The organism is Streptomyces sp. NBC_00249 (assembly GCF_026342355.1).
Taxonomy (GTDB): domain Bacteria; phylum Actinomycetota; class Actinomycetes; order Streptomycetales; family Streptomycetaceae; genus Streptomyces.
The window spans coordinates 412,827-431,251 of the sequence record NZ_JAPEMV010000003.1 but is presented as its reverse complement, the minus strand read 5'-3'; the positions used below and the strand labels follow the sequence as shown (position 1 = coordinate 431,251).

23 protein-coding genes are annotated in these 18,425 nt (G+C 72.4%); 12 read left to right on the top strand and 11 right to left on the bottom strand.

Translation table 11 applies throughout. From position 1 onward, the window contains the following. Positions 1-157 precede the first annotated feature (157 nt). The 4 genes from OOK31_RS16195 to OOK31_RS16180 form a co-directional block, all read right to left on the bottom strand. On the bottom strand, positions 158-346 hold the full coding sequence (locus OOK31_RS16195; protein WP_267087922.1) for a DUF6381 family protein: 189 nt from the start codon (positions 344-346) through the stop codon (positions 158-160). Between the two features lie 48 nt (positions 347-394). After that, positions 395-682 (bottom strand): DUF6343 family protein, encoded by a 288-nt coding sequence (locus tag OOK31_RS16190; protein WP_267087921.1) that lies wholly within the window; start codon positions 680-682, stop codon positions 395-397. Between the two features lie 101 nt (positions 683-783). Continuing rightward, positions 784-1,308 (bottom strand): hypothetical protein, encoded by a 525-nt coding sequence (locus OOK31_RS16185; protein WP_267087920.1) that lies wholly within the window; start codon positions 1,306-1,308, stop codon positions 784-786. Position 1,309: 1 nt separating this feature from the next. Next, complete coding sequence (locus OOK31_RS16180) at positions 1,310-1,852, bottom strand: hypothetical protein (RefSeq protein WP_267087919.1); 543 nt, start codon at positions 1,850-1,852, stop codon at positions 1,310-1,312. A 164-nt stretch (positions 1,853-2,016) separates the two neighbouring features. On the opposite strand from OOK31_RS16180, the gene OOK31_RS16175 reads away from it, so the two are divergent. From OOK31_RS16175 to OOK31_RS16160, 4 genes are all read left to right on the top strand, one after another. Further along, positions 2,017-2,343 (top strand): MarR family transcriptional regulator, encoded by a 327-nt coding sequence (locus OOK31_RS16175; protein WP_267087918.1) that lies wholly within the window; start codon positions 2,017-2,019, stop codon positions 2,341-2,343. A gap of 24 nt (positions 2,344-2,367) precedes the next feature. Next, the gene (locus OOK31_RS16170) at positions 2,368-2,772 is read left to right on the top strand and encodes an STAS domain-containing protein (protein WP_267087917.1); all 405 of its coding nucleotides are present in this window, start codon (positions 2,368-2,370) and stop codon (positions 2,770-2,772) included. A gap of 89 nt (positions 2,773-2,861) precedes the next feature. Then, complete coding sequence (locus OOK31_RS16165; RefSeq protein WP_267087916.1) at positions 2,862-3,365, top strand: hemerythrin domain-containing protein; 504 nt, start codon at positions 2,862-2,864, stop codon at positions 3,363-3,365. A 78-nt stretch (positions 3,366-3,443) separates the two neighbouring features. Further along, entirely contained in the window at positions 3,444-3,842 is a 399-nt protein-coding gene (locus OOK31_RS16160; RefSeq protein WP_267087915.1) for a hypothetical protein, read from the top strand. A gap of 145 nt (positions 3,843-3,987) precedes the next feature. Here OOK31_RS16160 and bla read toward each other — a convergent pair whose 3' ends face one another. The 3 genes from bla to OOK31_RS16145 all read right to left on the bottom strand — a co-directional run bounded on the left by bla (position 3,988) and on the right by OOK31_RS16145 (position 6,239). Further along, a complete protein-coding gene (bla, locus tag OOK31_RS16155) occupies positions 3,988-4,905 on the bottom strand; it encodes a class A beta-lactamase (protein ID WP_267087914.1) in 918 nt (305 codons plus the stop codon). Positions 4,906-4,934: 29 nt separating this feature from the next. Next, the gene (locus tag OOK31_RS16150) at positions 4,935-5,714 is read right to left on the bottom strand and encodes a crotonase/enoyl-CoA hydratase family protein (protein ID WP_267088300.1); all 780 of its coding nucleotides are present in this window, start codon (positions 5,712-5,714) and stop codon (positions 4,935-4,937) included. Positions 5,715-5,837: 123 nt separating this feature from the next. Next, positions 5,838-6,239 carry a cupin domain-containing protein gene (locus tag OOK31_RS16145; protein WP_267087913.1) on the bottom strand — a complete coding sequence of 134 codons (402 nt, stop codon included), beginning with the start codon at positions 6,237-6,239 and terminating at the stop codon, positions 5,838-5,840. Positions 6,240-6,291: 52 nt separating this feature from the next. Here OOK31_RS16145 and OOK31_RS16140 point away from each other — a divergent pair, with 52 nt between their 5' ends. Next, positions 6,292-7,284, top strand: coding sequence for a GlxA family transcriptional regulator (locus OOK31_RS16140; RefSeq protein WP_267087912.1), 993 nt, complete (start codon positions 6,292-6,294; stop codon positions 7,282-7,284). A gap of 12 nt (positions 7,285-7,296) precedes the next feature. On the opposite strand, the gene OOK31_RS16135 is transcribed toward OOK31_RS16140, so the two are convergent. Then, on the bottom strand, positions 7,297-7,866 hold the full coding sequence (locus OOK31_RS16135) for a DinB family protein (protein WP_267087911.1): 570 nt from the start codon (positions 7,864-7,866) through the stop codon (positions 7,297-7,299). Between the two features lie 98 nt (positions 7,867-7,964). Here OOK31_RS16135 and OOK31_RS16130 point away from each other — a divergent pair, with 98 nt between their 5' ends. Beyond that, the gene (locus OOK31_RS16130) at positions 7,965-8,876 is read left to right on the top strand and encodes a DUF5829 family protein (protein WP_267088299.1); all 912 of its coding nucleotides are present in this window, start codon (positions 7,965-7,967) and stop codon (positions 8,874-8,876) included. 9 nt (positions 8,877-8,885) lie between these two features. Here OOK31_RS16130 and OOK31_RS16125 read toward each other — a convergent pair whose 3' ends face one another. From OOK31_RS16125 to OOK31_RS16115, 3 genes are read right to left on the bottom strand one after another with little or no spacing between them, the layout of a single operon-like run. After that, a complete protein-coding gene (locus tag OOK31_RS16125; protein ID WP_323188218.1) occupies positions 8,886-9,674 on the bottom strand; it encodes an amino acid ABC transporter ATP-binding protein in 789 nt (262 codons plus the stop codon). An 11-nt stretch (positions 9,675-9,685) separates the two neighbouring features. Then, positions 9,686-10,687: an ABC transporter substrate-binding protein gene (locus tag OOK31_RS16120; protein ID WP_267087910.1), complete on the bottom strand. Its 1,002-nt coding sequence runs from the start codon at positions 10,685-10,687 to the stop codon at positions 9,686-9,688. Beyond that, a complete protein-coding gene (locus tag OOK31_RS16115; RefSeq protein ID WP_267087909.1) occupies positions 10,684-11,844 on the bottom strand; it encodes an LLM class flavin-dependent oxidoreductase in 1,161 nt (386 codons plus the stop codon). The genes OOK31_RS16120 and OOK31_RS16115 overlap by 4 nt, the downstream gene beginning before the upstream one ends. 628 nt (positions 11,845-12,472) lie before the next feature. Between OOK31_RS16115 and OOK31_RS16110 the strand changes: the two genes are divergently transcribed. The 6 genes from OOK31_RS16110 (at position 12,473) to OOK31_RS16085 (ending at position 18,408) form a co-directional block, all read left to right on the top strand. Continuing rightward, positions 12,473-13,486: an amino acid ABC transporter permease gene (locus OOK31_RS16110; RefSeq protein ID WP_267087908.1), complete on the top strand. Its 1,014-nt coding sequence runs from the start codon at positions 12,473-12,475 to the stop codon at positions 13,484-13,486. A gap of 168 nt (positions 13,487-13,654) precedes the next feature. Continuing rightward, positions 13,655-14,668, top strand: a complete 1,014-nt coding sequence (locus tag OOK31_RS16105; RefSeq protein ID WP_267087907.1) for an amino acid ABC transporter permease — start codon at positions 13,655-13,657, stop codon at positions 14,666-14,668. Continuing rightward, positions 14,665-15,453, top strand: a complete 789-nt coding sequence (locus OOK31_RS16100) for an amino acid ABC transporter ATP-binding protein (RefSeq protein WP_267087906.1) — start codon at positions 14,665-14,667, stop codon at positions 15,451-15,453. Before OOK31_RS16105 ends, OOK31_RS16100 begins: the two co-directional genes overlap by 4 nt. A gap of 39 nt (positions 15,454-15,492) precedes the next feature. Beyond that, positions 15,493-16,530, top strand: coding sequence for a transporter substrate-binding domain-containing protein (locus OOK31_RS16095; protein WP_267087905.1), 1,038 nt, complete (start codon positions 15,493-15,495; stop codon positions 16,528-16,530). A 55-nt stretch (positions 16,531-16,585) separates the two neighbouring features. After that, positions 16,586-17,356: a GNAT family N-acetyltransferase gene (locus tag OOK31_RS16090; protein WP_267087904.1), complete on the top strand. Its 771-nt coding sequence runs from the start codon at positions 16,586-16,588 to the stop codon at positions 17,354-17,356. Further along, positions 17,353-18,408 carry an LLM class flavin-dependent oxidoreductase gene (locus OOK31_RS16085; RefSeq protein ID WP_267087903.1) on the top strand — a complete coding sequence of 352 codons (1,056 nt, stop codon included), beginning with the start codon at positions 17,353-17,355 and terminating at the stop codon, positions 18,406-18,408. The genes OOK31_RS16090 and OOK31_RS16085 overlap by 4 nt, the downstream gene beginning before the upstream one ends. Positions 18,409-18,425: the final 17 nt, after the last annotated feature.

Below are 18,425 nucleotides of genomic sequence, written 5' to 3'. Positions count from 1 at the left end.
GGCCTCCCCAGGCCCGCAGGGCCTAGGGGAAGCATCGCAAGGCGGAGGGCCACGTCTCGTACTGGACGTACTCGCGTGGTCCGACAACGCCGCGAGGTGCCGTCCCGGGCGCCGCGACCCGGTGAACCTTTCCGGTCACAGCACTGGACGGGGCCGCTCACATCGGGTCCATGGTGCCGCTGCCCGGTCCGTTGATCCGTTCGCTCTTCGCGCGGATCCGCCGCGCCTTCTCCATCAGCCGTTCGTGCTCCTGCGGCTGCGTGGTGTGCGCGGCCTCCTGTTCGAGTTCCTGCGCCTTGTCACGCATCCGCTGGGCGCTGGCGGCCCGTTCCTCCGGCCTGCCCATGGTGACCACTCCCTTCGCGTCGGTGCCGGTTCGGGGGTACGTACGCTCCTACCCGCGCCCGCGACGCCCTGCGCGGGTGCGGCGTTCGATCACGTAGAGGTCGGCGATCGCCACGGTCATCAGCACCATGCACAGGGCGGCGAGCACCCCGTAGACGGTCGGTGAGGGCTCGCTGCCGGGCGTGGCGCGCAGGGCGCGCAGGGCGAGAAGGACCGCGCCGACCGCGAAGGCGGGAGCGAAGACGAGCGACAGCCGGCGGCGCAGCCGCAGGTCGCTCCTGGCCCGCAGGGGTTCGGATCCGTCCCCGGGGGCGTGCCGGCGGGGGTCACGCGGCATGGAGACCACCTTCTCCTTCCCGTACGCGGCGCACGGCCCGGGATGCGGCCCCGTCGCAGCCAGGAGGCCGGACCGCACCCCGGTACCGGGCCCCTACCCACTCAGGTGTCGAGCAGCCGGTCGATCAGGGAGCGGTAGGCGCGCAGTGCCTGCCGCAGGTCCTCGGTGGCCACCTCTTCGCCGCTGTCCCACTGCTTCTCCAGCCTGCTCCGATGCTCGGAGAGGGTGCCCGCGAACGCCTGCATGACCTCCGCCACGAGGGTGTCCGCGGACCTGACCGCCTCCTGCGGGTCGTCCACGAAGCGGCCCTGGATCTCACTCCAGGTTCGGCGGTAGCGGTCCGCCTCGGCGGAGCCCAGCAGCGGTTCCTCCTCGCGGGCCGGTTCCCGGCCGGGAGGGGTCTCGGGGGCGGAGTCGGGAGCCTGGGCACCTTCCGGGTCCCGTTCCTGGTCCGGAAGCCGGTCCGGCTGCTGGTCCGGCTGCTGGTCCGTGCTGCCCGTACCGCCCGTCGCCTCGCCCGGGTAGACGGCCGCCTCCCGGTGCGCGTCCGGCGCCGGACGTGCGATGTCTTCCGTGGTCAGGACGGGCTCGGAGGCCTGTCCGGTCTTCTCCTCGTGTTCCTGCATGTCACCGGCTCCTCCGGTCGGAGAGCAGCTCGTCGAACAGGGCCCGGTAGTGGACCATCGCCCCGCGCAGCTCCTCTGTGGTCGCCTCCCCCGCACGGCTGCGCACCTTGACCGCGTGGGCGGCCCGGTACTCCTCCAGCGTGCTGCCGTGTTCCACGGACAGGTCGCGCAGCTGCCCCCGGTACCCCTCGGTGGGGTAGCCGCGCTCACTCATCAAGCGGGTCACCAACGCGTCGGCCTCGGCGACGGAGGCGTCGGGCCGGTCGACGAACTGCTGCTGGACGCCGGCCCAGTCGTCCGCGTACTGGTTGCGGCGCTCGGGCGACAACTCCTTGATGTCGAGCCGGTCGTACCGCTCCTCGCGGTCCCGCAGGTCCCGCTCGGCGGACCGCTTGCCGCCGCGTTCCTCGACGGTGCGTTCGTACTCGGGGCCGAACCGTTCGCGCAGGTGGCGTCGGCGGGCCAGCATCCACAGCAGTGCCGTGAGCGCGACCACCACGACCACCGCCGCGACGATGACGGCTATCAGTGTGTTGGCAGACATCTCCGTCCTCCGTCCCCGGTCTCCTCGGACTCCTCGGACTCCTTGACGCGGCTGCCCTGCTTCCTGTGGGACAAACCCGCACGAACAGCGCGCGTACGCGCGGCACGGCGGGCCCCTGATTCCGGTCTGGTCAAACCGGAATCGCAAATCGTATAATTTCCGACATGCACTCGGTCGAGCCGCGCACCAGCTGGACGTTCGTCACCCACCACGCCCGGATCCTCGCGATGGTCCAGCGTGATCCGCAGACGCGGCTGCGCGACATGGCCGCCGCCTGCGAGGTGACCGAGCGCGCGGCCCAGGCCATCGTCACGGACCTGGAGAGCGCCGGTTACCTCACGCGGGTCCGGCACGGCCGCCGCAACCACTACGAGGTCACACCCGGCACCCTCTTCCGCCACCCGGCGGAAGGACAGCACGAGATCGCGGACCTGCTGAAGCTGCTGACCGATCTCGACCGGCCCGATCCGGGCGGACGTACGCGTTCATGACACGACCCTGAAGGGAGAAGGGCCATGGCCGCCTCCTACCGCCGCTCCCCCGCCGCTCCCCCGGACGCCGACGGCGGCGTCACCGTGCACCTGCACCCGTCCACCGTCGCGGTGGTCTTCGAACGGGGTCCCGGAAGGGTGCTGGTCCAAGTGCACGGAGAGATCGACATGGAGGACGCGAGCGCCCTGCGCGGAGATCTCGTCCCGGCCCTGCGGGCCGCCCGCACCGGCCTCGACGTCGACCTCTCGCAGGTCACGTTCTGCGACAGCTCGGGCCTCGACGTCCTGCTGTACGTGAACCGGCTGGCCGCCGAGACCGGCAAGAGCCTCGTACTGACGGCCCTCAGCCGTCCCGTCGCCCGCCTGCTCGACCTCACCGGCACCCTGGAGGTCTTCGCCGTCCGGGACGGCCCCGTCTCCGCCGCCTGAACGGCGCCGCCGCGCATGGGCGGCCCGAGCGGGGGCAGCCGCCCCGTACGCGCGGCACACCGTCGTGCGGTGACCGGAAGGCGAATGACATGGCGGGCGAGCAGAAGGTCCAGGACGTCGTCGAGGTGATCCTCAAGGACCACCGCACCATGGAGGAGCTGTTCCGCCGCATGCGGAGCGTCGAGTCCGACCGTGCACAGGCACTGCGGAGGTTGTCGGACCTGCTCGTCGCGCACGGCGAAGCCGAGGAGGCCGAGGTCTACGGGGCGCTGAAACGCTTCAAGGACGTCGACAACGAGGAGGTGGAGCACGGCGCGGAGGAGCACGCCGAGGGCAACAAGGCTCTGCTGGCGCTGCTGGAGGTCGACGACATCGGCTCCGACACCTGGGACGCGCGGCTGGAGGACCTGGTCAAGGCCGTCTCCCACCACGTGGACGAGGAGGAGCGGACGATCCTCAACGGCGCCAGGGAGAACGTCCCCGACGAGCGCCGGGCCGAACTGGGCGCCGCCTTCCTTCGGGAACGCGAGCGGCAGTTGGCGTCCGACTGCGGAAGCGTCGAGAACGTGCGCAGGATCGTCGGCGGTTCGTGACGGCGGCGCGTGGCCGGATAATGGCAGCACCCGGGCCACCCCGCGCGCGGCCCGACCCGACCGGAGGACGAAGGACCGATGACGCTCAACGAGGGCCAGCGGGTGGAGCTGGCCGTGGACCTCCGGCTGGCGGGGTCGCTCGCCCTGGCCGGAGACCCCGCGCCGGAGGCCGGTGAGGTGGCCGGTTTCCTGGCCCTGGCGGCGGGCACCGGGGGCACCGTCGAGCGGGTGAACGCGGCCGAGGAGCCGCGTCAGGGCCCGGAGGTGCGCGAGTACGCGCGGCTCAGGTCGCTCCTCGACGACTTCGGCCACCAGATGCCCCCGGCGAGCAGGAAGCAGCTGGAGGAGCAGGTCGCCTCCCTGGAGCCCGGGTGGCTCGCCCACCAGGAGCTGCGGCCCCGCGTGACGGTCAGCGTCCGTCTCGACAACGGTTTCTTCCTCGGTGACGTGCACGAGGACGTCTTCACCCGGGCTTGAGCACATCCGCCGGAGCCGGCGCCGGGTCAGAGGCGGATGATGACCAGCGCCGTGTCGTCGGTCACGCCGACGGGCGGGATGAGGTCGGCCAGGAGGGCGGCCAGGTGGTGTCCGCGCGGGCGGGGCTCGTACCGGGGTGAGGGTGTCAGGCGAGGGTGTCCGCCAGCAGCTCCGCGGTCCTGGCGATCAGTGCGTCGTCGCGCGGTGCGGCCGCGTCCGGCCTGGTGGTGAGGATGGCCAGCACCAGGGGCGGCCGTCCGGGGGGCCAGGCGATGCCCACGTCGTTGTTGGTCCCGTACGAACCGGCGCCGGTCTTGTCCGCGACGGCCCAGTCCCGGGGCAGGCCGGCCCGGAGCCGGGTACCGCTGGTGGTGTTGGCGAGCAGCCAGCCGCCGAGCCGTTCCCGGTCGGCGGGGGCCAGGGCGTCGCCGAGGACAAGGCGGGCGTAGGTCCGTCCGATCGCGCGGGGGCTGGTGGTGTCGTCCGTCCGCCAGGGCTCGGCGGAGTTCAGTTCGGGCTCCCAGCGGTCCAGCCGTGTCGTGCGGTCGCCGAGGGAGCGGCAGAAGCGGGTGACCGCGGTGGGGCCGCCCAGCTCGCGCAGCAGGAGGTTGGCGGCGGCGTTGTCGCTGCGGGTGATGGCCGCGGAGCAGAGTTCGGCGACGGTCAGGCCGCCCGCGATGTTCTCGGGCAGCTTGGTGACCTCGCCGCCGCCCGCGTCCGTGACGTCCTGCCCGGTGTAGTGGATGCGCCGGGCGAGGTGGGAGCCGTCGTGGTCGAGGTCCCGCAGGACGGCCGCCACCGCGAGGGTCTTGAACACCGAGCACTGGGGGAACGGCTCGTCGGCGCGGTGGCGTACGGTCCGGCCGGTGGCGGCGTCCCACGCGTACACGCCCAGCCGGGCCCCGTACGCGCGCTCCAGCGCGCGCAGCCGGTCCACGACGGCCGTCCCGGCGCGCGAGGTCGCGGCGCGGGCCGTGCCCGCCGGCAGCGCGGCGGCCAGCGCCGTCCCCGCGCTCACGGTCAGCAGTGCGCGGCGGGACGGTGCCGCCTCCCGGATCCTCATACCGGTCCCTTCTCCCATCGAGCCGGCGCTCAGTCCTCGAACGAGCCGTGCCGGCCCGCTCCCGCCGCGAACCGGTCGGCCCCCGACTGGGTCTCTCCGGCCCCGAGCGGGACCGTGCCGTGCCGGAACTCGGCGGCCAGTGCCTCCGGTTCGCCCAGGCCGTGCTGTTCGAGGACCGAGAGGCGGTCGTGGCGAAGGCACAGCTGCGGGAACCCCGCGATCTGCCGGGCCAGTTCCTCCGCCTCGTGGCGGGCCCGGCCCGGCGGCACCAGCCGGTTGGCGAGGCCCATCTCGTACGCCTCGGCCGCGGGGACCGCCCGGCCGGTGAGGATCAGGTCCATGGCCCGGCTCTCCCCGATGAGCCTCGGCAGCCGCACCGTGCCGCCGTCGACGAGCGGTACGCCCCACCGCCGGCAGAACACCCCGAAGACCGCGTCCTGTTCCGCGACCCGCAGGTCGCACCAGAGGGCCAGTTCCAGGCCTCCGGCGACCGCGTGCCCCGCGACGGCCGCGATGACCGGCTTGCTCAGCCGCATCCGGGTGGGGCCCATCGGGCCGTCGCCCTCCGCGAGCACCTGGTTGCCGCGTGCGGTCCCGACGGCCTTGAGGTCGGCGCCCGCGCAGAACGTCCCGCCCTCGCCCCACAGCACGGCGACGGCGGCACTGTCATCGGACTCGAACTCGCGGAACGCGTCGGCCAGTCGGGCGGCCGTCGGCCCGTCGACGGCATTGCGGACCTCCGGCCGGGCGAGAACGACCGTGAACACCGGCCCGTTCCGCTCGATCCGCACGGCAGCCTTCTCCTCCACCCGCACGCACCCCTTCCCCTCGCCCGTACCGCGTTCCACGGTACACACCGGCTCGCTCGGGCCCCCGCCGTACGCGCCGACCGGGCCGGGAGCCCGGTCGGCGCGTACGGCAGGACCCGGCCGTCATCCGCGGATGTCGAGCGGATGCCCGGTCGTCGCGTCCACGTACTCCGGGACCTCCTCGTGGCGGTCGCCCACGGTCAGGGTCCCGGTGGGCTCGAACATGAGGATCGCGGCGCCGGACGGGGCGGACGGCTTGTGCTCCGTGCCCCGGGGGACGGTGAAGACCGCGCCCTTCGGGAGCACGACCGTGCGCTCGCCGGCGGGTTCGCGCAAGGAGATGTGCAGTTCCCCTTCGAGCACGAGGAAGAACTCGTCGGTGTGGTCGTGGGCGTGCCAGACGTGCTCGCCGTCGATCTTGGCGATGCGGACGTCGTAGTCGTTGACGCGCGTGACGACGCGGGGGCTCCACAGGACGTCGAAGGAGGCCAGGGCCTGGGAGAGGGGGATCGGTTCGCTGCTCATGCGCTCATCCTGGGCCGTTTCGCCCGGCCTGCGTGAGTGCTAGGAATTGCACATGTCGAAAGAATCCTCGCACGCGGTGCGCACGACGGACCTCCACCGGGTCGTCGTGATCGTGGACGCGAACTCGAACCCCTTCGAGCTCAGTTGCGCGATCGAGGTCTTCGGTCTGCCCCGACCGGAGCTCGGCCGTGACCTCTACGACTTCCGGCTGTGCTCCCCCGAGCCCCGCACCCTGATGCGGGACGGATTCTTCACCCTCACGGGAGTCGCCGGGCTGGAGGCCGCCGACACCGCGGACACCTTGATCGTCCCCAACCGCCCCGACACCGACGTGCCCCGCCGCCCCGCCGTGCTCGACGCCGTGCGACGGGCCCACGCGCGCGGGGCCCGCCTGATCGGCTTCTGCAGCGGCGCCTTCACCCTGGCCGAGGCCGGAGTGCTCGACGGGCGCCGGGCCACCGCGCACTGGCAGTGGGCGGACTCCTTCCGGGCCCGGTTCCCCTCCGTCCGCCTCGAACCGGACGTGCTGTTCGTGGACGACGGCGACATCCTCACCGCCGCGGGCAGCGCGGCCGCGCTCGACCTCGGACTGCACGTGGTCCGCCGCGACCACGGCGCGGAGGTCGCCAACTCCGTCAGCCGGCGGCTCGTGTTCGCGGCCCACCGGGACGGCGGGCAGCGGCAGTTCGTGGAGCGCCCCATGCCCGACGTGCCGGACGAGTCCCTGGCGCCGGTGCTGGCCTGGGCGCAGGAACGGCTGGACTCGCCGCTCACCGTGTCCGACCTCGCGGCGCGCGCCTCGGTCAGCGCGGCGACCCTGCACCGGCGCTTCCGGGCCCAGCTGGGAACGACGCCGCTGGCGTGGCTCACGGGTGAACGGCTCACCCTGGCCCGCCGGTTGATCGAGCGCGGCGAGTCCCGCTTCGAGACGGTCGCACGCCGCACCGGACTCGGCAGCGCCGCGAACCTGCGCGCGCTGATGCGCCGCGAGACCGGCATCACCCCGTCGGCGTACAAACGCCGTTTCGGGCCGGAGGCCGGCTGACGCCGGCCCCCGTCACTGGCCGACCCTGCCGTCGACGCACTCGCGCAGCAGGTCGGCGTGTCCGCAGTGGCGGGCGTACTCCTCGATCCGGTGCACCATGAGTTCCCGTACGGCGATGCCTTCCTTGCCCACGCGTGCGCCCAGGTCCGGGTGCGCGGCCAGCGCGGCGTCGGTCTCGGCCTGTTCGCGCTCCAGGTCGGCGTACGAGGCGTCGACCACGGCCTGTTCGGCGACGGCTCCGTGGAAGTCGGCGTCACGCTTGCCGTACAGCTTCGGCAGCGGCTCGCCGTCGGTGATCCAGTTGCGCCAGTCGCGTTCCACCTCGGCGAGGTGGCGGACCAGGCCGAGCAGCGACATCGTGGACGGCGGGACCGAGCGGCGGGCCAGCTGTTCCGGGTCCAGGCCCTCGCACTTCATCCGCAGAGTCATGCGGTAGCCCGACAGGAAGTCGTCCAGCGTGGCGAGTTCGCCGTCCGGGCTCGTCTTGTCCTTGCCCCGGGGGTCGTCGTCCGGGTCGGTCCACATGTCGGGGTACACGGTCGCCTGGGTCCATCGCGCGGGTTGATCGGTCATGCGCACCATGATCGACCCCGATGCCCGGGCGCGCCACCGGAAATCGGCGGCGCGGCCGCGCTCCGCGGCCTACGATCACCGGCATGCCGCTTCGCCGTATCGTGCACATGTTCTTGGTCATCGCCGTGGCCCTGACCGGACTGGCCGGTGGTGCCACGGGCGCCGCCGCCGACGGGACCGGGTCGTCGAGCAATCGGCAACTCCTCTACTACAACCACGCCTACGGGGTCCTCGACCGCGAGACCGCCGACGCCATCGAGCACTCCGCCTACCTGCGGGACTTCGCCAACTTCCAGGTCCGCACCACGACCGGTGCGGGCGGGGAGACCTGGACCGGCCGCTACCTGATGGGGCGCGAGACGTACCTCGAACTGTTCGGGGTCGGCGACGTCCCCGGCCAGGACGGGAAGCTCGGCGCCGGCGGGCTCGGCATCTCGGCCGAACGCGCCGGTGACCTGGCCACGGTGACCCGGCGCCTGCGCGAGCAGGGCGTCCCGGAGCCCGTCTCCTTCCGCCAGACGCGCGACTTCGGGGACGGGGTCGCGGTCCCGTGGTTCGACGCCGTGTTCACCAGCGCCCAGTACGACGCCTTCGGCGCCTGGGGCATGGAGTACCTGCCGGAGTACTTCGCCGACCCGCGCAGCAACACCGAGCCGGCCGCGCGCCCCGGTGACGTCGGCCGCGAGCGGTACCTGTCCGACGGCTACCGCGACCACCTGATGCGGGACGTCACCTCGATCCGCCTCGCCGTCACCGCACGCGACCTGGCCGGTACGGTGCCGCTGCTGCGGGCGGGCGGGTTCGCCGTCCGGGAGGTCGCGGGCGGGGGCGTCGTCGCGCAGGGCGGCGGCACCACCGTCCGCCTGGACTCCGTCGCCCGCGAGCGGGCCGGGCTGCGGCAGGTGGAGTTCTCCCTCAACCGTCCGGTGGCGTACCGCCACGAGGAGCGCATCGGCCGTTCGACGCTCGTCGTCGGTCCCGGTACGCGTGCCGTGTGGACGTTCGACGACGTCGCGTAGCGCCGGCCGTCACAGGACCTTGGCGAGGAAGGCGCGGGTGCGGGCCTGCCGCGGGTCGTCCAGGACGGCCGAGGGCGGCCCGGCCTCGACGACCACCCCGCCGTCCATGAACACGACGGTGTCGGCGACCTCGCGGGCGAAGCCGATCTCGTGGGTCACGACGATCATGGTGGTTCCGGCGCGGGCGAGGTCCTTGATGACGTCGAGGACCTCGCCGACCAGTTCCGGGTCGAGCGCCGAGGTGGGCTCGTCGAAGAGCAGCACCTTGGGTTCGAGGGCCAGCGCGCGGGCGATGGCCACCCGCTGCTGCTGCCCGCCGGACAGCTGTCGCGGGTAGGCGTCGGCCTTGTCGGCCAGACCTACGCGGTCCAGCAGCCGGCGGGCCGACGCCCGCGCCTGCGATCGGGGGCGGCGCAGCGCGGACACGGGCGCCTCGACGAGGTTGTCCAGCACCGTGAGGTGCGGGAAGAGGTTGAAGTTCTGGAAGACGAACCCGATGCGGGTGCGCTGTGCCAGGACCTCCTTCTCCTTCAGCTCGTACAGCTTGCCGCGGGAGGCGCGGTAGCCGATGAGCTCGCCGTCGATGCTGATCCAGCCGCGGTCGACCTTCTCCAGGTGGTTGATGGTGCGCAGGAGCGTGGACTTGCCCGAGCCGGAGGGGCCGAGGATCACGGTGACCTCGCCGGCGCGGACCGACAGGTCGACGCCGCGCAGCACCTCCAGGGGACCGAAGTTCTTGTGGACGCCGTGGACGTCGACCATGACGTCCGCCGCGACCTCCGCCGTGACCTCGCTCATGGGTTCGCCCCTCACGTGTGCTCGGGCGGGTTGATCTGCGAGGTGTCGACCGCGGAGGCGGTGGTGCCCCACTTCTTCAGGATCCGCGCGTAGGTCCCGTTCTTGATCAGTTCGTTGACGGCGGCCTGCAGGGCCGGGGTCAGCGGGGAGCCCTTCTTGAAGGCGAAGCCGACGTCGAGGCGGCGGTACTCGCCGAGGAAGGTGGTCTGCGCGGCGGGCTGGGCGGCCTGGTGGCGCAGGCCGTTGATGGTCGACATGACGACGTCGATCCGGCCCTGCTGGAGGGCGGTGGTGACGGCCCCCGTCTCGGAGAACACCTTGACCTCGTACGGCTTCTTGCCGGCGGCCACGCACACGCCCTGTTGCGCGGTGAGGGTCTTCTCGAAGGTCGTGCCCGCCCCCGTACCGATGGTCAGGCCGCACAGCTGGGTGAGGTCGGTGACCTGTCCGGTGAGCTTCGTGTTGCCCGTCCTGACCGCGAAGCCCTGGCCGTCGTTGACGTAGGTGACGAAGTCGATGGTCTTCAGGCGTTCGGCGGTGACGCCGAAGTTTCCGGTGCCGAGGTCGTACTTGCCGCTGCCGAGGGCGGGGAGGATCGTCTCGAAGGAGGCGTCCTGCCGCTCCAGTTTCACGCCGAGGACCTTGGCCGCCGCATCGGCGATCTCGATGTCCTGGCCGGCGGGCGGCTTGTCCTGGCCGTTCGGGTAGTACGCCGAGGGCGGGGATCCGACGGAGCTGCCGACGCGCAGGGTGCCCGCCTTGCGGACCTCGGCGGGGAGCAGGGCGGCGATCGACTCGACGGTGCGTACGTCGGCGACCGGGTCGTCGGAGGGTACGGGAGGGACCTGGGCGCCCGCCACCGCCGGGGCGCCGCCCTCGGAGCCACCGGAGCCGCAGGCGGTCAGCGTCAGCAGGGGCAGGAGGGCGAGCGCGGCGGCGGAGCGCAGGCGGGTGCGGATCCCGACGGCGGGGAGGGCTCGCGTGCTGTGGGGTGCGGGCGCCGTGGTGGTCATCCGCGCACCGCCGTGAGGGGCTGGCGGGAGGTACGGGCGGCATCGCGGGCAGTGTCACGGGCGGCGTCGCGCTTGGCGACCTCCTCGCGGACGAGCGGGATCACGTACCGGCCGAAGTCGACGGCGTCGCCCAGCAGGTCGTAGCCGCGGGCCGAGAGGATGTCGACGCCGAGGTCGTAGTAGTCCAGGAGGGCCTGGGCGACCGTCTCGGGGGTGCCGACCAGGGCGTTGGAGTTGCCCGCGCCGCCGGTGGCGGCGGCGGTCGGGGTCCACAGGGCCCGGTCGTAGCGCTCCCCCGCCTCGGCTATGGCGATCAGCCGCTGCGAGCCGGTGTTCTGCGGGGCCGAGGCCTCCAGGACCCCGTTGCGGTGGTGCCGCGCCGCACCTGCCTGCCGTCGCTGCCGGATGGCGCCCACCGTGCGGTGGGCCTTCTCCCAGGCCAGTTCCTCGGTGGGGGCGATGATCGGGCGGAAGGCGACCTGGATGCGCGGGACGTCGGTGCGGCCCGCGGCCTCGGCGGCTTCCTTGACGGCCTCGATCTGCAGGGCGGTCTGCTCCAGCGGCTCGCCCCACAGGCAGTAGATGTCGGCTTCGGCGCCCCCGGCGGCGTACGCGGCGGGCGAGGAACCGCCGAACGAGACGGCCGGGCGCGGCTGCTGTACGGGGAAGACGTCGCTGACGAAGTCGTGGAAGCGGTAGTGCTCGCCCTCGTGGTCGAAGGGCTCGCGGGTGGTCCAGATCTTCTTGACGATCCGGATGTACTCGCGGGTCCGGGCGTACCGCTCGTCCTTGGTGAGGGTGTCGCCCTCGCGGCCCTGCTCGTGGTCGTTGCCGCCGGTGATGAAGTGCACGGTCAGCCGGCCGTCGCTGATCCGGTCGAGGGTGGCGAAGGTCTTGGCGGCGTAGGTGGGGTACGAGACGTTGGGCCGGTGGGCGAGCAGGATCTTCAGGCGCTCCAGTCTGCTGGCGATGTACGCGGCCGCCGGTGCGGGGTCCGGGGATCCGGAGCCGTAGGCGAACAGCACCCGGTCCCAGCCGTGGTCCTCGTGCGCCCGGGCGAGCCGGAGCGTGTACTCCTTGTCGAAGGCGGCGCCGGAGCGTGCGGTGGTCTCTGATCCGTCGTTGGTGGCGGCGATGCCGAGGAATTCCACGGGCATGGGGTGGCCTTTCGGGAACGGGCGGTGGACCGCGAACGCGGGCATGACTGAACAGCCGCTGCGGCCGAGGAACATGAGGACACATCAGGAATGCGGGCGTGACGACGCGGGGCGTCGGGGGTATCGGGGTGGCGGCAGCGCACGGCCGGGCTCGCGGCAGGTGACCTCGTACGGGTCGCCGCCGGCGCCGGTGGGGGTGCGAAGGGAGATCTCGGCCCGCGACGGGGTCACCGAGGGAGGGGAGGGCCGGTCAGAGAGCCCGCTGCCGCGTCAGGCGCAACACGCGGCGGACCACACGCGACCGAAGTCGATGTAGCCGCGCGAAACGAGGCGCTGATCGGCATTCATGCGACTACTTGAACAGTACATACGGCTCTTCGTCAAGCAACGGCCCGAATGACGGATGGTCATGCCACGCCGGAACAGACGTGGTTGACACGGCCGGGCCGCAGGAACATACGATCGGCGCCGGAGCGGCGCCGTCGTGTACGGAAAGCCCTCCGGCCGCGTTGAGGGACGCGGCGGGCGTGACGACACGAGGTTCCCGGCAGCACCGGCATCCGCGACGCGGAGCCCGTGCCGCCGGACGGTCGTCCACGCCCCGCGCCCCCTTCCCTGGAGCCTCCCCATGGCCACCCCTTCCGACGTCTCCGACCCCACCGCCGCTCCCGCCGGGGCGCCGGCCGTCCCCGTGACGAAACAGCCGGACGCACGCACCCCCGGCGCCGAGGTGCCGCCGGTGGTGCCGCGCCGGCGCATCGGCCGGCTGCTGTCCGCCGCCGTCGCGCTGCTGGTCCTCGCGATGGTGCTGACGTCCGTCGTCCGCAACGACGCCTTCCAATGGGCGGTGGTGGGGAGCTACTTCACCACCTCGGCCGTGCTCGACGGGCTGCTGCTGACGCTGTGGCTGACCGGTGCGGTGATGGTGCTCGGCTTCCTCCTCGGCACGCTGCTCGCGGTGATGCGGCTCTCCGCCAACCCGGTGCTGCGGACGCTGAGCTGGGGCTACGTCTGGATCTTCCGGTCCACGCCGCTGCTGGTGCAGCTGCTCTTCTGGTTCAACATCGGCGCCCTGTACCCCACGCTCGGCCTCGGCATCCCCTACGGCCCCCAGCTGTTCACCGTCAAAACGGTGAACCTGCTGGGCCCGACCCTCACCGCCGTCATCGGCCTGACCCTGCACGAGGCGGCGTACGCCGCCGAGGTGGTGCGCGGCGGCATCCTCTCCGTGGACCCCGGCCAGACCGAGGCCGCGCAGGCGCTCGGGCTGAGCCGGCGCCGTACGCTGCGCCGGATCGTCGTGCCCCAGGCGATGCGCTCGATCGTGCCGACCGCGGGGAACATGCTGATCGGCACGCTCAAGGGCACCAGCATCGTCAGCGTGCTGGCCGTGCACGACCTGCTGTACTCGGTGCAGCTGGTCTACAACCAGAACTACCGGGTCATCCCGCTGCTGCTGGTGGCCACCCTCTGGTACATCGCCGTCACCACCGTGCTGAGCGCGGGCCAGTACTACGTCGAGCGGTACTACGCCCGCGGCACCTCCCGGGGCCTGCCGCCCACTCCGGTGCAGCGGCTGCGCGTACGACTGGCGGGCCTGCGCGTCCGGCTGCACGCGGCGACCGCCCCCGGCCGCCGGTGACCGGGCATTGCGGTATCCGTTTCATTTCACCAAGAGGCGTTGTGTGTACGGCGGATGAAATGGATACGCGCTTTCACGCATTCCGATATCGAGGCCGTTGACACCCCTTCTCGGCGCTGCCTAGCTTACGCCGCAGATAAACGATATCGGCGGCCTCTCCTGTCCGGCATGACGGCTGCTCCTCGATTCCGCGCCGCGTCGAAGCCGCTGGAGTTCTCCTTGACCGATTCACTGCTCCTCTCCGCACCCGCCCGCTCCTCGGGGCCGCCCGGGCCGGCCGAGCGGGTCCTCCCGCTCCGCCGGCCCGGGCGGTGGGTCGCCGGCACCGTCGTACTGGTGCTGGTGTCGCAGGCCGCCCACGGGCTGGTCACCAACCCCTTCTACCAATGGGACCGCTTCGCGTACTGGTTCGTCCGGCCGGTCGTCCTGGAGGGGCTGCTCATCACCCTCCAGGTGGCCGCGTGCAGCGCGGTCCTCGGCCTGGCCGGCGGTGTGCTGCTCGCCCTGTGCCGCCTTTCCGGCAGCCCGGTGCTGCGCTCGGTCAGCTGGACGTACATCTGGCTCTTCCGCTCGGTGCCGCTGATCGTGGTCCTGCTGTTCCTGTACAACCTCGGCGCCCTCTATCCCTCGCTCAGCGTCGGGATACCGTTCGGGCCGGCCTTCTTCACCTTCGACGAGTCCCGGCTCGCCACCGACCTCGTCGTCGCGGTGGCCGGACTGAGCCTGAGCGAGGCGGCGTACGCGGCCGAGATCGTCCGGGCCGGGGTGCTCTCCGTCGACCAGGGCCAGCACGAGGCGGCCGCGGCCCTGGGCCTGCCCCGGCGGTACCAGTTCGCCCGGATCGTCTTCCCGCAGGCGCTCCGCTCGATCGTCCCCTCGTACGTCAACCAGCTGATCGGGCTGCTCAAGGCCACCTCGCTGGTCTTCTACGTGTCCCTGCTCGACCTGTTCGGCTCGGTGCAGAGCCTGGCCAGCACCTACCCCGGCGACGTGGTGCCGCTGCTGCTGGTCGCGACCGTCTGGTACGTGATCCTGACCAGCCTGGTGTCCGTCGTGCAGTTCTATGTCGAGCGGTACTACGCCCGCGGGGCGCTGCGCACCGCGGCGCCCACCCCGCTCCAGCGGGCCCGGGCGGGCCTGCGCGACCTGCGGATCCGCTTCCGGACGGAGACGGCCCGATGACCGCGCCCGTGCCGGCCGCCGCGCCGGCCGCCGCCATCGAGGTGCACGGCGTACAGAAGTGGTACGGCGGCCGGCGGGTCCTCGACGGGGTGAGTCTGACGGTCGCACCGGGCACGGTCACCGTGATCCTGGGCCGCTCCGGTTCCGGCAAGTCCACCCTGCTGCGGGTCCTCAACCACCTGGAGAAGCCGGAGGCGGGCCACGTCAGCGTCGGCGGCGAACTGATCGGCGTCGAACGTCACGGGAACCGGCTCAAGGAGCTGCGGGAAACGGCGATCCTCGTCCAGCGCAGCCGGATCGGCTTCGTCTTCCAGAACTTCAACCTCTTCCCGCACCTGACCCTGCTGGACAACGTCGCCGCCGCCCCGGTGGCGACCGGCAGGCTGTCCCGGCCTCAGGCGCAGTCACTGGCACGCCAGTTGCTGGGGCGCGTCGGGCTCGGTGACCGTACCGGCGCCTACCCGAGGCAGCTGTCGGGCGGCCAGCAGCAGCGGGTGGCCATCGCCCGCGCCCTGGCCCTGCGGCCGGGGGTCATCCTCTTCGACGAACCGACCTCCGCGCTCGACCCCGAACTGGTCGGCGAGGTGCTGTCCGTGATCAAGGACCTGGCGACCGGGGGCACCACCCTCGTGATCGTGACCCATGAGATCGGCTTCGCCCGCGAGGTCGCCGACGAGATCGTCTTCCTCCACGAGGGCCGCATCGTCGAACAGGGCCCGCCCGACCGGGTTCTGGACCATCCGGAGCACCCGCGGACGCGGGAGTTCCTCAGCAAGGTCCTCTGACTTCCCCCCTCTCCCCCCGAAGAACCGACAAGGAACGCCATGCGACACCGGTCCACCCTCCTGCGCACCAGACTCGTCCGCGGCCTCGGCGCGGCGGCCGCCACCGTCACCCTCGCCTCCGCGCTCACCGCGTGCGGAGGCGACGCGAAGGCCACCGGTTCCGCGCCGGACACCGGCGCCGCCCGGGACACCGTGACCGTCGGCGCCGTCTCCAACGGGGCCGCCCAGCAGGCCGAACTGCCCGCGCCGGTCGTCGAGTCCCTGCGCGCGCAGCTGCCGCAGGCCGTGCGCGAACGCGGTGAGCTGGTCATCGGGGTCGGCGCCCTGCCCGCCGGTTTCCCGCCCCTCGCCTACATCGGCACCGACCAGAAGACCTTCACGGGCGCGGAGCCGGACCTCGGCCGCCTGGTCGCCGCGACCCTGGGGCTCAAGCCCGTGGTGAAGAACTCCACCTGGGAGAACCTCTTCGTCGGCATCGACAGCGGCAAGGTCGACGTCGCCTTCACCAACGTCACCGTCACCGAGGAACGCAAGAAGAAGTACGAGTTCGCGTCCTACCGGCAGGACAACCTGGCCTTCGAGGCTCTGAAGGACAACACCTGGAACTTCGGCGGCGACTACCGCAACCTCGCCGGCAAGACGGTGGCGGTCAGTTCGGGCACCAACCAGGAGAAGATCCTCCTGGAGTGGCAGCAGAAGCTCCGGTCCGAGGGCAAGGACCTCACGGTCAAGTACTTCCCGGACGCCAACAGCGTCCACCTGGCATTGAGCGGCAGGAAGATCGACCTCAACTTCGGCCCCAACCCCGCGATCGCCTACCACATCACGCAGACGGCGAGCGGCAACGCCCCCACCCGTAGCGCCGGTTCGTTCTCCGGGGCCGGCGAGACCCTCCAGGGGCTGATCGCGGCGACGGCGAAGAAGGACAGCGGGCTGGCCGCGCCGGTGGCGGGAGCGGTCAACCACCTGATCCAGAACGGCCAGTACGCGAAGCTCCTCGGCGCCTGGAACCTGTCCGACGAGGCCGTGACCACCTCCCAGGTCGACCCTCCCGGGCTGCCGACGACCAACTCCTGAGCCCGGGGGCCGTACCAGGCCCCGGGCCGACCCACGGAAGGAGGGCTCCGCCCCCATGAGCACCGCCGCCCCCGCCCCGGTGACCCCGCACGTCCTCGACAACCCTGCCTGGGCCTCGCTGTCCGGCCCGCACGCGGCCTTCGCCGAGCGGGCCGGGGCCCACGCCTCCCCCGCCGGCCCCGCCTTCGCCGCCCGCTACGCCCCGGACGTCGCGCCGTTCTCCGCGCTCGCCGATCCGGCCGACCCGCGCTCCTGGGAGGCGCTGCGCTCCCTGGCGGGCGCGGGCGGGGTCGTCTCGCTCTCCGGCGTACTGACCCCGCCGGCCGGCTGGGAGACCGTCGGCGCGATCGAGGGGGTCCAACTGGTCGACGTGGCGCTGCGCGCCGAACCCGCCCCCGAGGCGGTACGGCTCGGACCGGGCGACGTACCCGAGGTCCTGGAGCTGATCGCGCTGACGAAACCGGGGCCCTTCCTGCCCCGCACGGTCGAGCTGGGCACCTACCTCGGCATCCGCCACCAGGGCCGGCTGGTGGCGATGGCCGGGGAGCGGCTGCGCCCGCCCGGCTGGACGGAGATCAGCGCGGTGTGCACCCGCCCGGACCACCGGGGCCGGGGCCTGGCCACGCGCCTGGTGCGCGCCGTCGCCGCGGGCATCCGGGACCGGGGGGACGTGCCGTTCCTGCACACGGCCGCGCACAACACCGCCGCGGTCCGGCTGTACGAGTCCATCGGCTTCGCCGTGCGCCGCAGACCCACCTTCATGGCCCTCCGGGCACCGGACGCACCCCACACTCCCCCCATCGACCGGAAGGCTGCCGCCTCGTGAAGTTCCTGGCCATCACCTTGATCACGGACACTCCGGACCCGGTGACGGGAGCCCCGACCCCCACCCGCGAGCGGTTCCGGCAGGTCGTCTCCGCGGCGCTGCTCGCGGAGGAGCTGGGCTTCGACGGGTTCGGGGTCGGCGAGCGCCACGAGCGGCCGTTCCTGTCGTCGTCGCCGCCCGTGGTGCTCTCCCACATCGCCGCGCTGACCCGCCGTATCCGGCTGTACACGGCCGTCACCACCCTGAGCCTGCTGGACCCGGTGCGGGCCTACGAGGACTACGCGACGCTCGACCACCTCAGCGACGGCCGCCTGGAGCTGATGATCGGCAAGGGGAACGGTACGGCGCAGCGCGAGCTGTTCGACGTGAGCCCCGAGGACCAGTGGGAGCGCAACTCCGAGGGCTACGAGCTGTTCCGGCAGATCTGGCACGAGGACAAGGTGACGGCCCGGCCGCGTTTCCGGCCCGCGCTGAACGGCGCCGAGGTGCTGCCCCGGCCGTTCCGGCGGGACCTGCGGGTCTGGCACGGCAGCGCCACGAGCCGGGACTCCGTAGATCTCGCGGCGCGCTACGGCGATCCGCTGTTCTCGGCGAACGTCACCCACCCGATCGGCCCGTACGCCGAGCTGATCCGCCACTACCGCGAGCGCTGGGAGCACTACGGACACGATCCGGCGCACGCGGTGGTCGGCGCGGGCACGGCCGGTTTCCACACGGCGCCCACCTCGCAGCAGGCGGTGGCCGCGTACCGGCCGGCGTTCGCACGCTACCTCGCCTTCCACCAGGCGCAGGGCCTGGAGCCGGTGTTCGCGACCCTGGAGGACTTCGTCGAGCGGAGTTCCGCCCTGATCGGCAGTCCCCAGCAGGTGATCGAGAAGGTGCACCGCTACCACGAGGAGTTCGGGCACACGGTCCTGCACCTCCAGGCCGAGCCGGGCGGGCTCACCGACGCGCAGCACCGGGCCTCCCTGGAGCTCTTCCAGTCGCGGATCGCCCCGGTGCTGCGCCGCTCCGTCCCGGACCCCGTCTTCGCGCCCTCCCCCGCCCCCTGACGGAGCCCGGCCGGTCG

Coding starts and splice junctions, on each gene's coding strand:
- OOK31_RS16195 (WP_267087922.1), bottom strand. CDS start 346: ATGGGCAGGCCGGAGGAACGGGCCGCCAGCGCCCAGCGGATGCGTGAC.
- OOK31_RS16190 (WP_267087921.1), bottom strand. CDS start 682: ATGCCGCGTGACCCCCGCCGGCACGCCCCCGGGGACGGATCCGAACCC.
- OOK31_RS16185 (WP_267087920.1), bottom strand. CDS start 1,308: ATGCAGGAACACGAGGAGAAGACCGGACAGGCCTCCGAGCCCGTCCTG.
- OOK31_RS16180 (WP_267087919.1), bottom strand. CDS start 1,852: ATGTCTGCCAACACACTGATAGCCGTCATCGTCGCGGCGGTGGTCGTG.
- OOK31_RS16175 (WP_267087918.1), top strand. CDS start 2,017: ATGCACTCGGTCGAGCCGCGCACCAGCTGGACGTTCGTCACCCACCAC.
- OOK31_RS16170 (WP_267087917.1), top strand. CDS start 2,368: ATGGCCGCCTCCTACCGCCGCTCCCCCGCCGCTCCCCCGGACGCCGAC.
- OOK31_RS16165 (WP_267087916.1), top strand. CDS start 2,862: ATGGCGGGCGAGCAGAAGGTCCAGGACGTCGTCGAGGTGATCCTCAAG.
- OOK31_RS16160 (WP_267087915.1), top strand. CDS start 3,444: ATGACGCTCAACGAGGGCCAGCGGGTGGAGCTGGCCGTGGACCTCCGG.
- bla (WP_267087914.1), bottom strand. CDS start 4,905: ATGAGGATCCGGGAGGCGGCACCGTCCCGCCGCGCACTGCTGACCGTG.
- OOK31_RS16145 (WP_267087913.1), bottom strand. CDS start 6,239: ATGAGCAGCGAACCGATCCCCCTCTCCCAGGCCCTGGCCTCCTTCGAC.
- OOK31_RS16140 (WP_267087912.1), top strand. CDS start 6,292: ATGTCGAAAGAATCCTCGCACGCGGTGCGCACGACGGACCTCCACCGG.
- OOK31_RS16135 (WP_267087911.1), bottom strand. CDS start 7,866: ATGGTGCGCATGACCGATCAACCCGCGCGATGGACCCAGGCGACCGTG.
- OOK31_RS16130 (WP_267088299.1), top strand. CDS start 7,965: ATGTTCTTGGTCATCGCCGTGGCCCTGACCGGACTGGCCGGTGGTGCC.
- OOK31_RS16125 (WP_323188218.1), bottom strand. CDS start 9,674: ATGAGCGAGGTCACGGCGGAGGTCGCGGCGGACGTCATGGTCGACGTC.
- OOK31_RS16120 (WP_267087910.1), bottom strand. CDS start 10,687: ATGACCACCACGGCGCCCGCACCCCACAGCACGCGAGCCCTCCCCGCC.
- OOK31_RS16115 (WP_267087909.1), bottom strand. CDS start 11,844: ATGCCCGTGGAATTCCTCGGCATCGCCGCCACCAACGACGGATCAGAG.
- OOK31_RS16110 (WP_267087908.1), top strand. CDS start 12,473: ATGGCCACCCCTTCCGACGTCTCCGACCCCACCGCCGCTCCCGCCGGG.
- OOK31_RS16105 (WP_267087907.1), top strand. CDS start 13,655: ATGACGGCTGCTCCTCGATTCCGCGCCGCGTCGAAGCCGCTGGAGTTC.
- OOK31_RS16100 (WP_267087906.1), top strand. CDS start 14,665: ATGACCGCGCCCGTGCCGGCCGCCGCGCCGGCCGCCGCCATCGAGGTG.
- OOK31_RS16095 (WP_267087905.1), top strand. CDS start 15,493: ATGCGACACCGGTCCACCCTCCTGCGCACCAGACTCGTCCGCGGCCTC.
- OOK31_RS16090 (WP_267087904.1), top strand. CDS start 16,586: ATGAGCACCGCCGCCCCCGCCCCGGTGACCCCGCACGTCCTCGACAAC.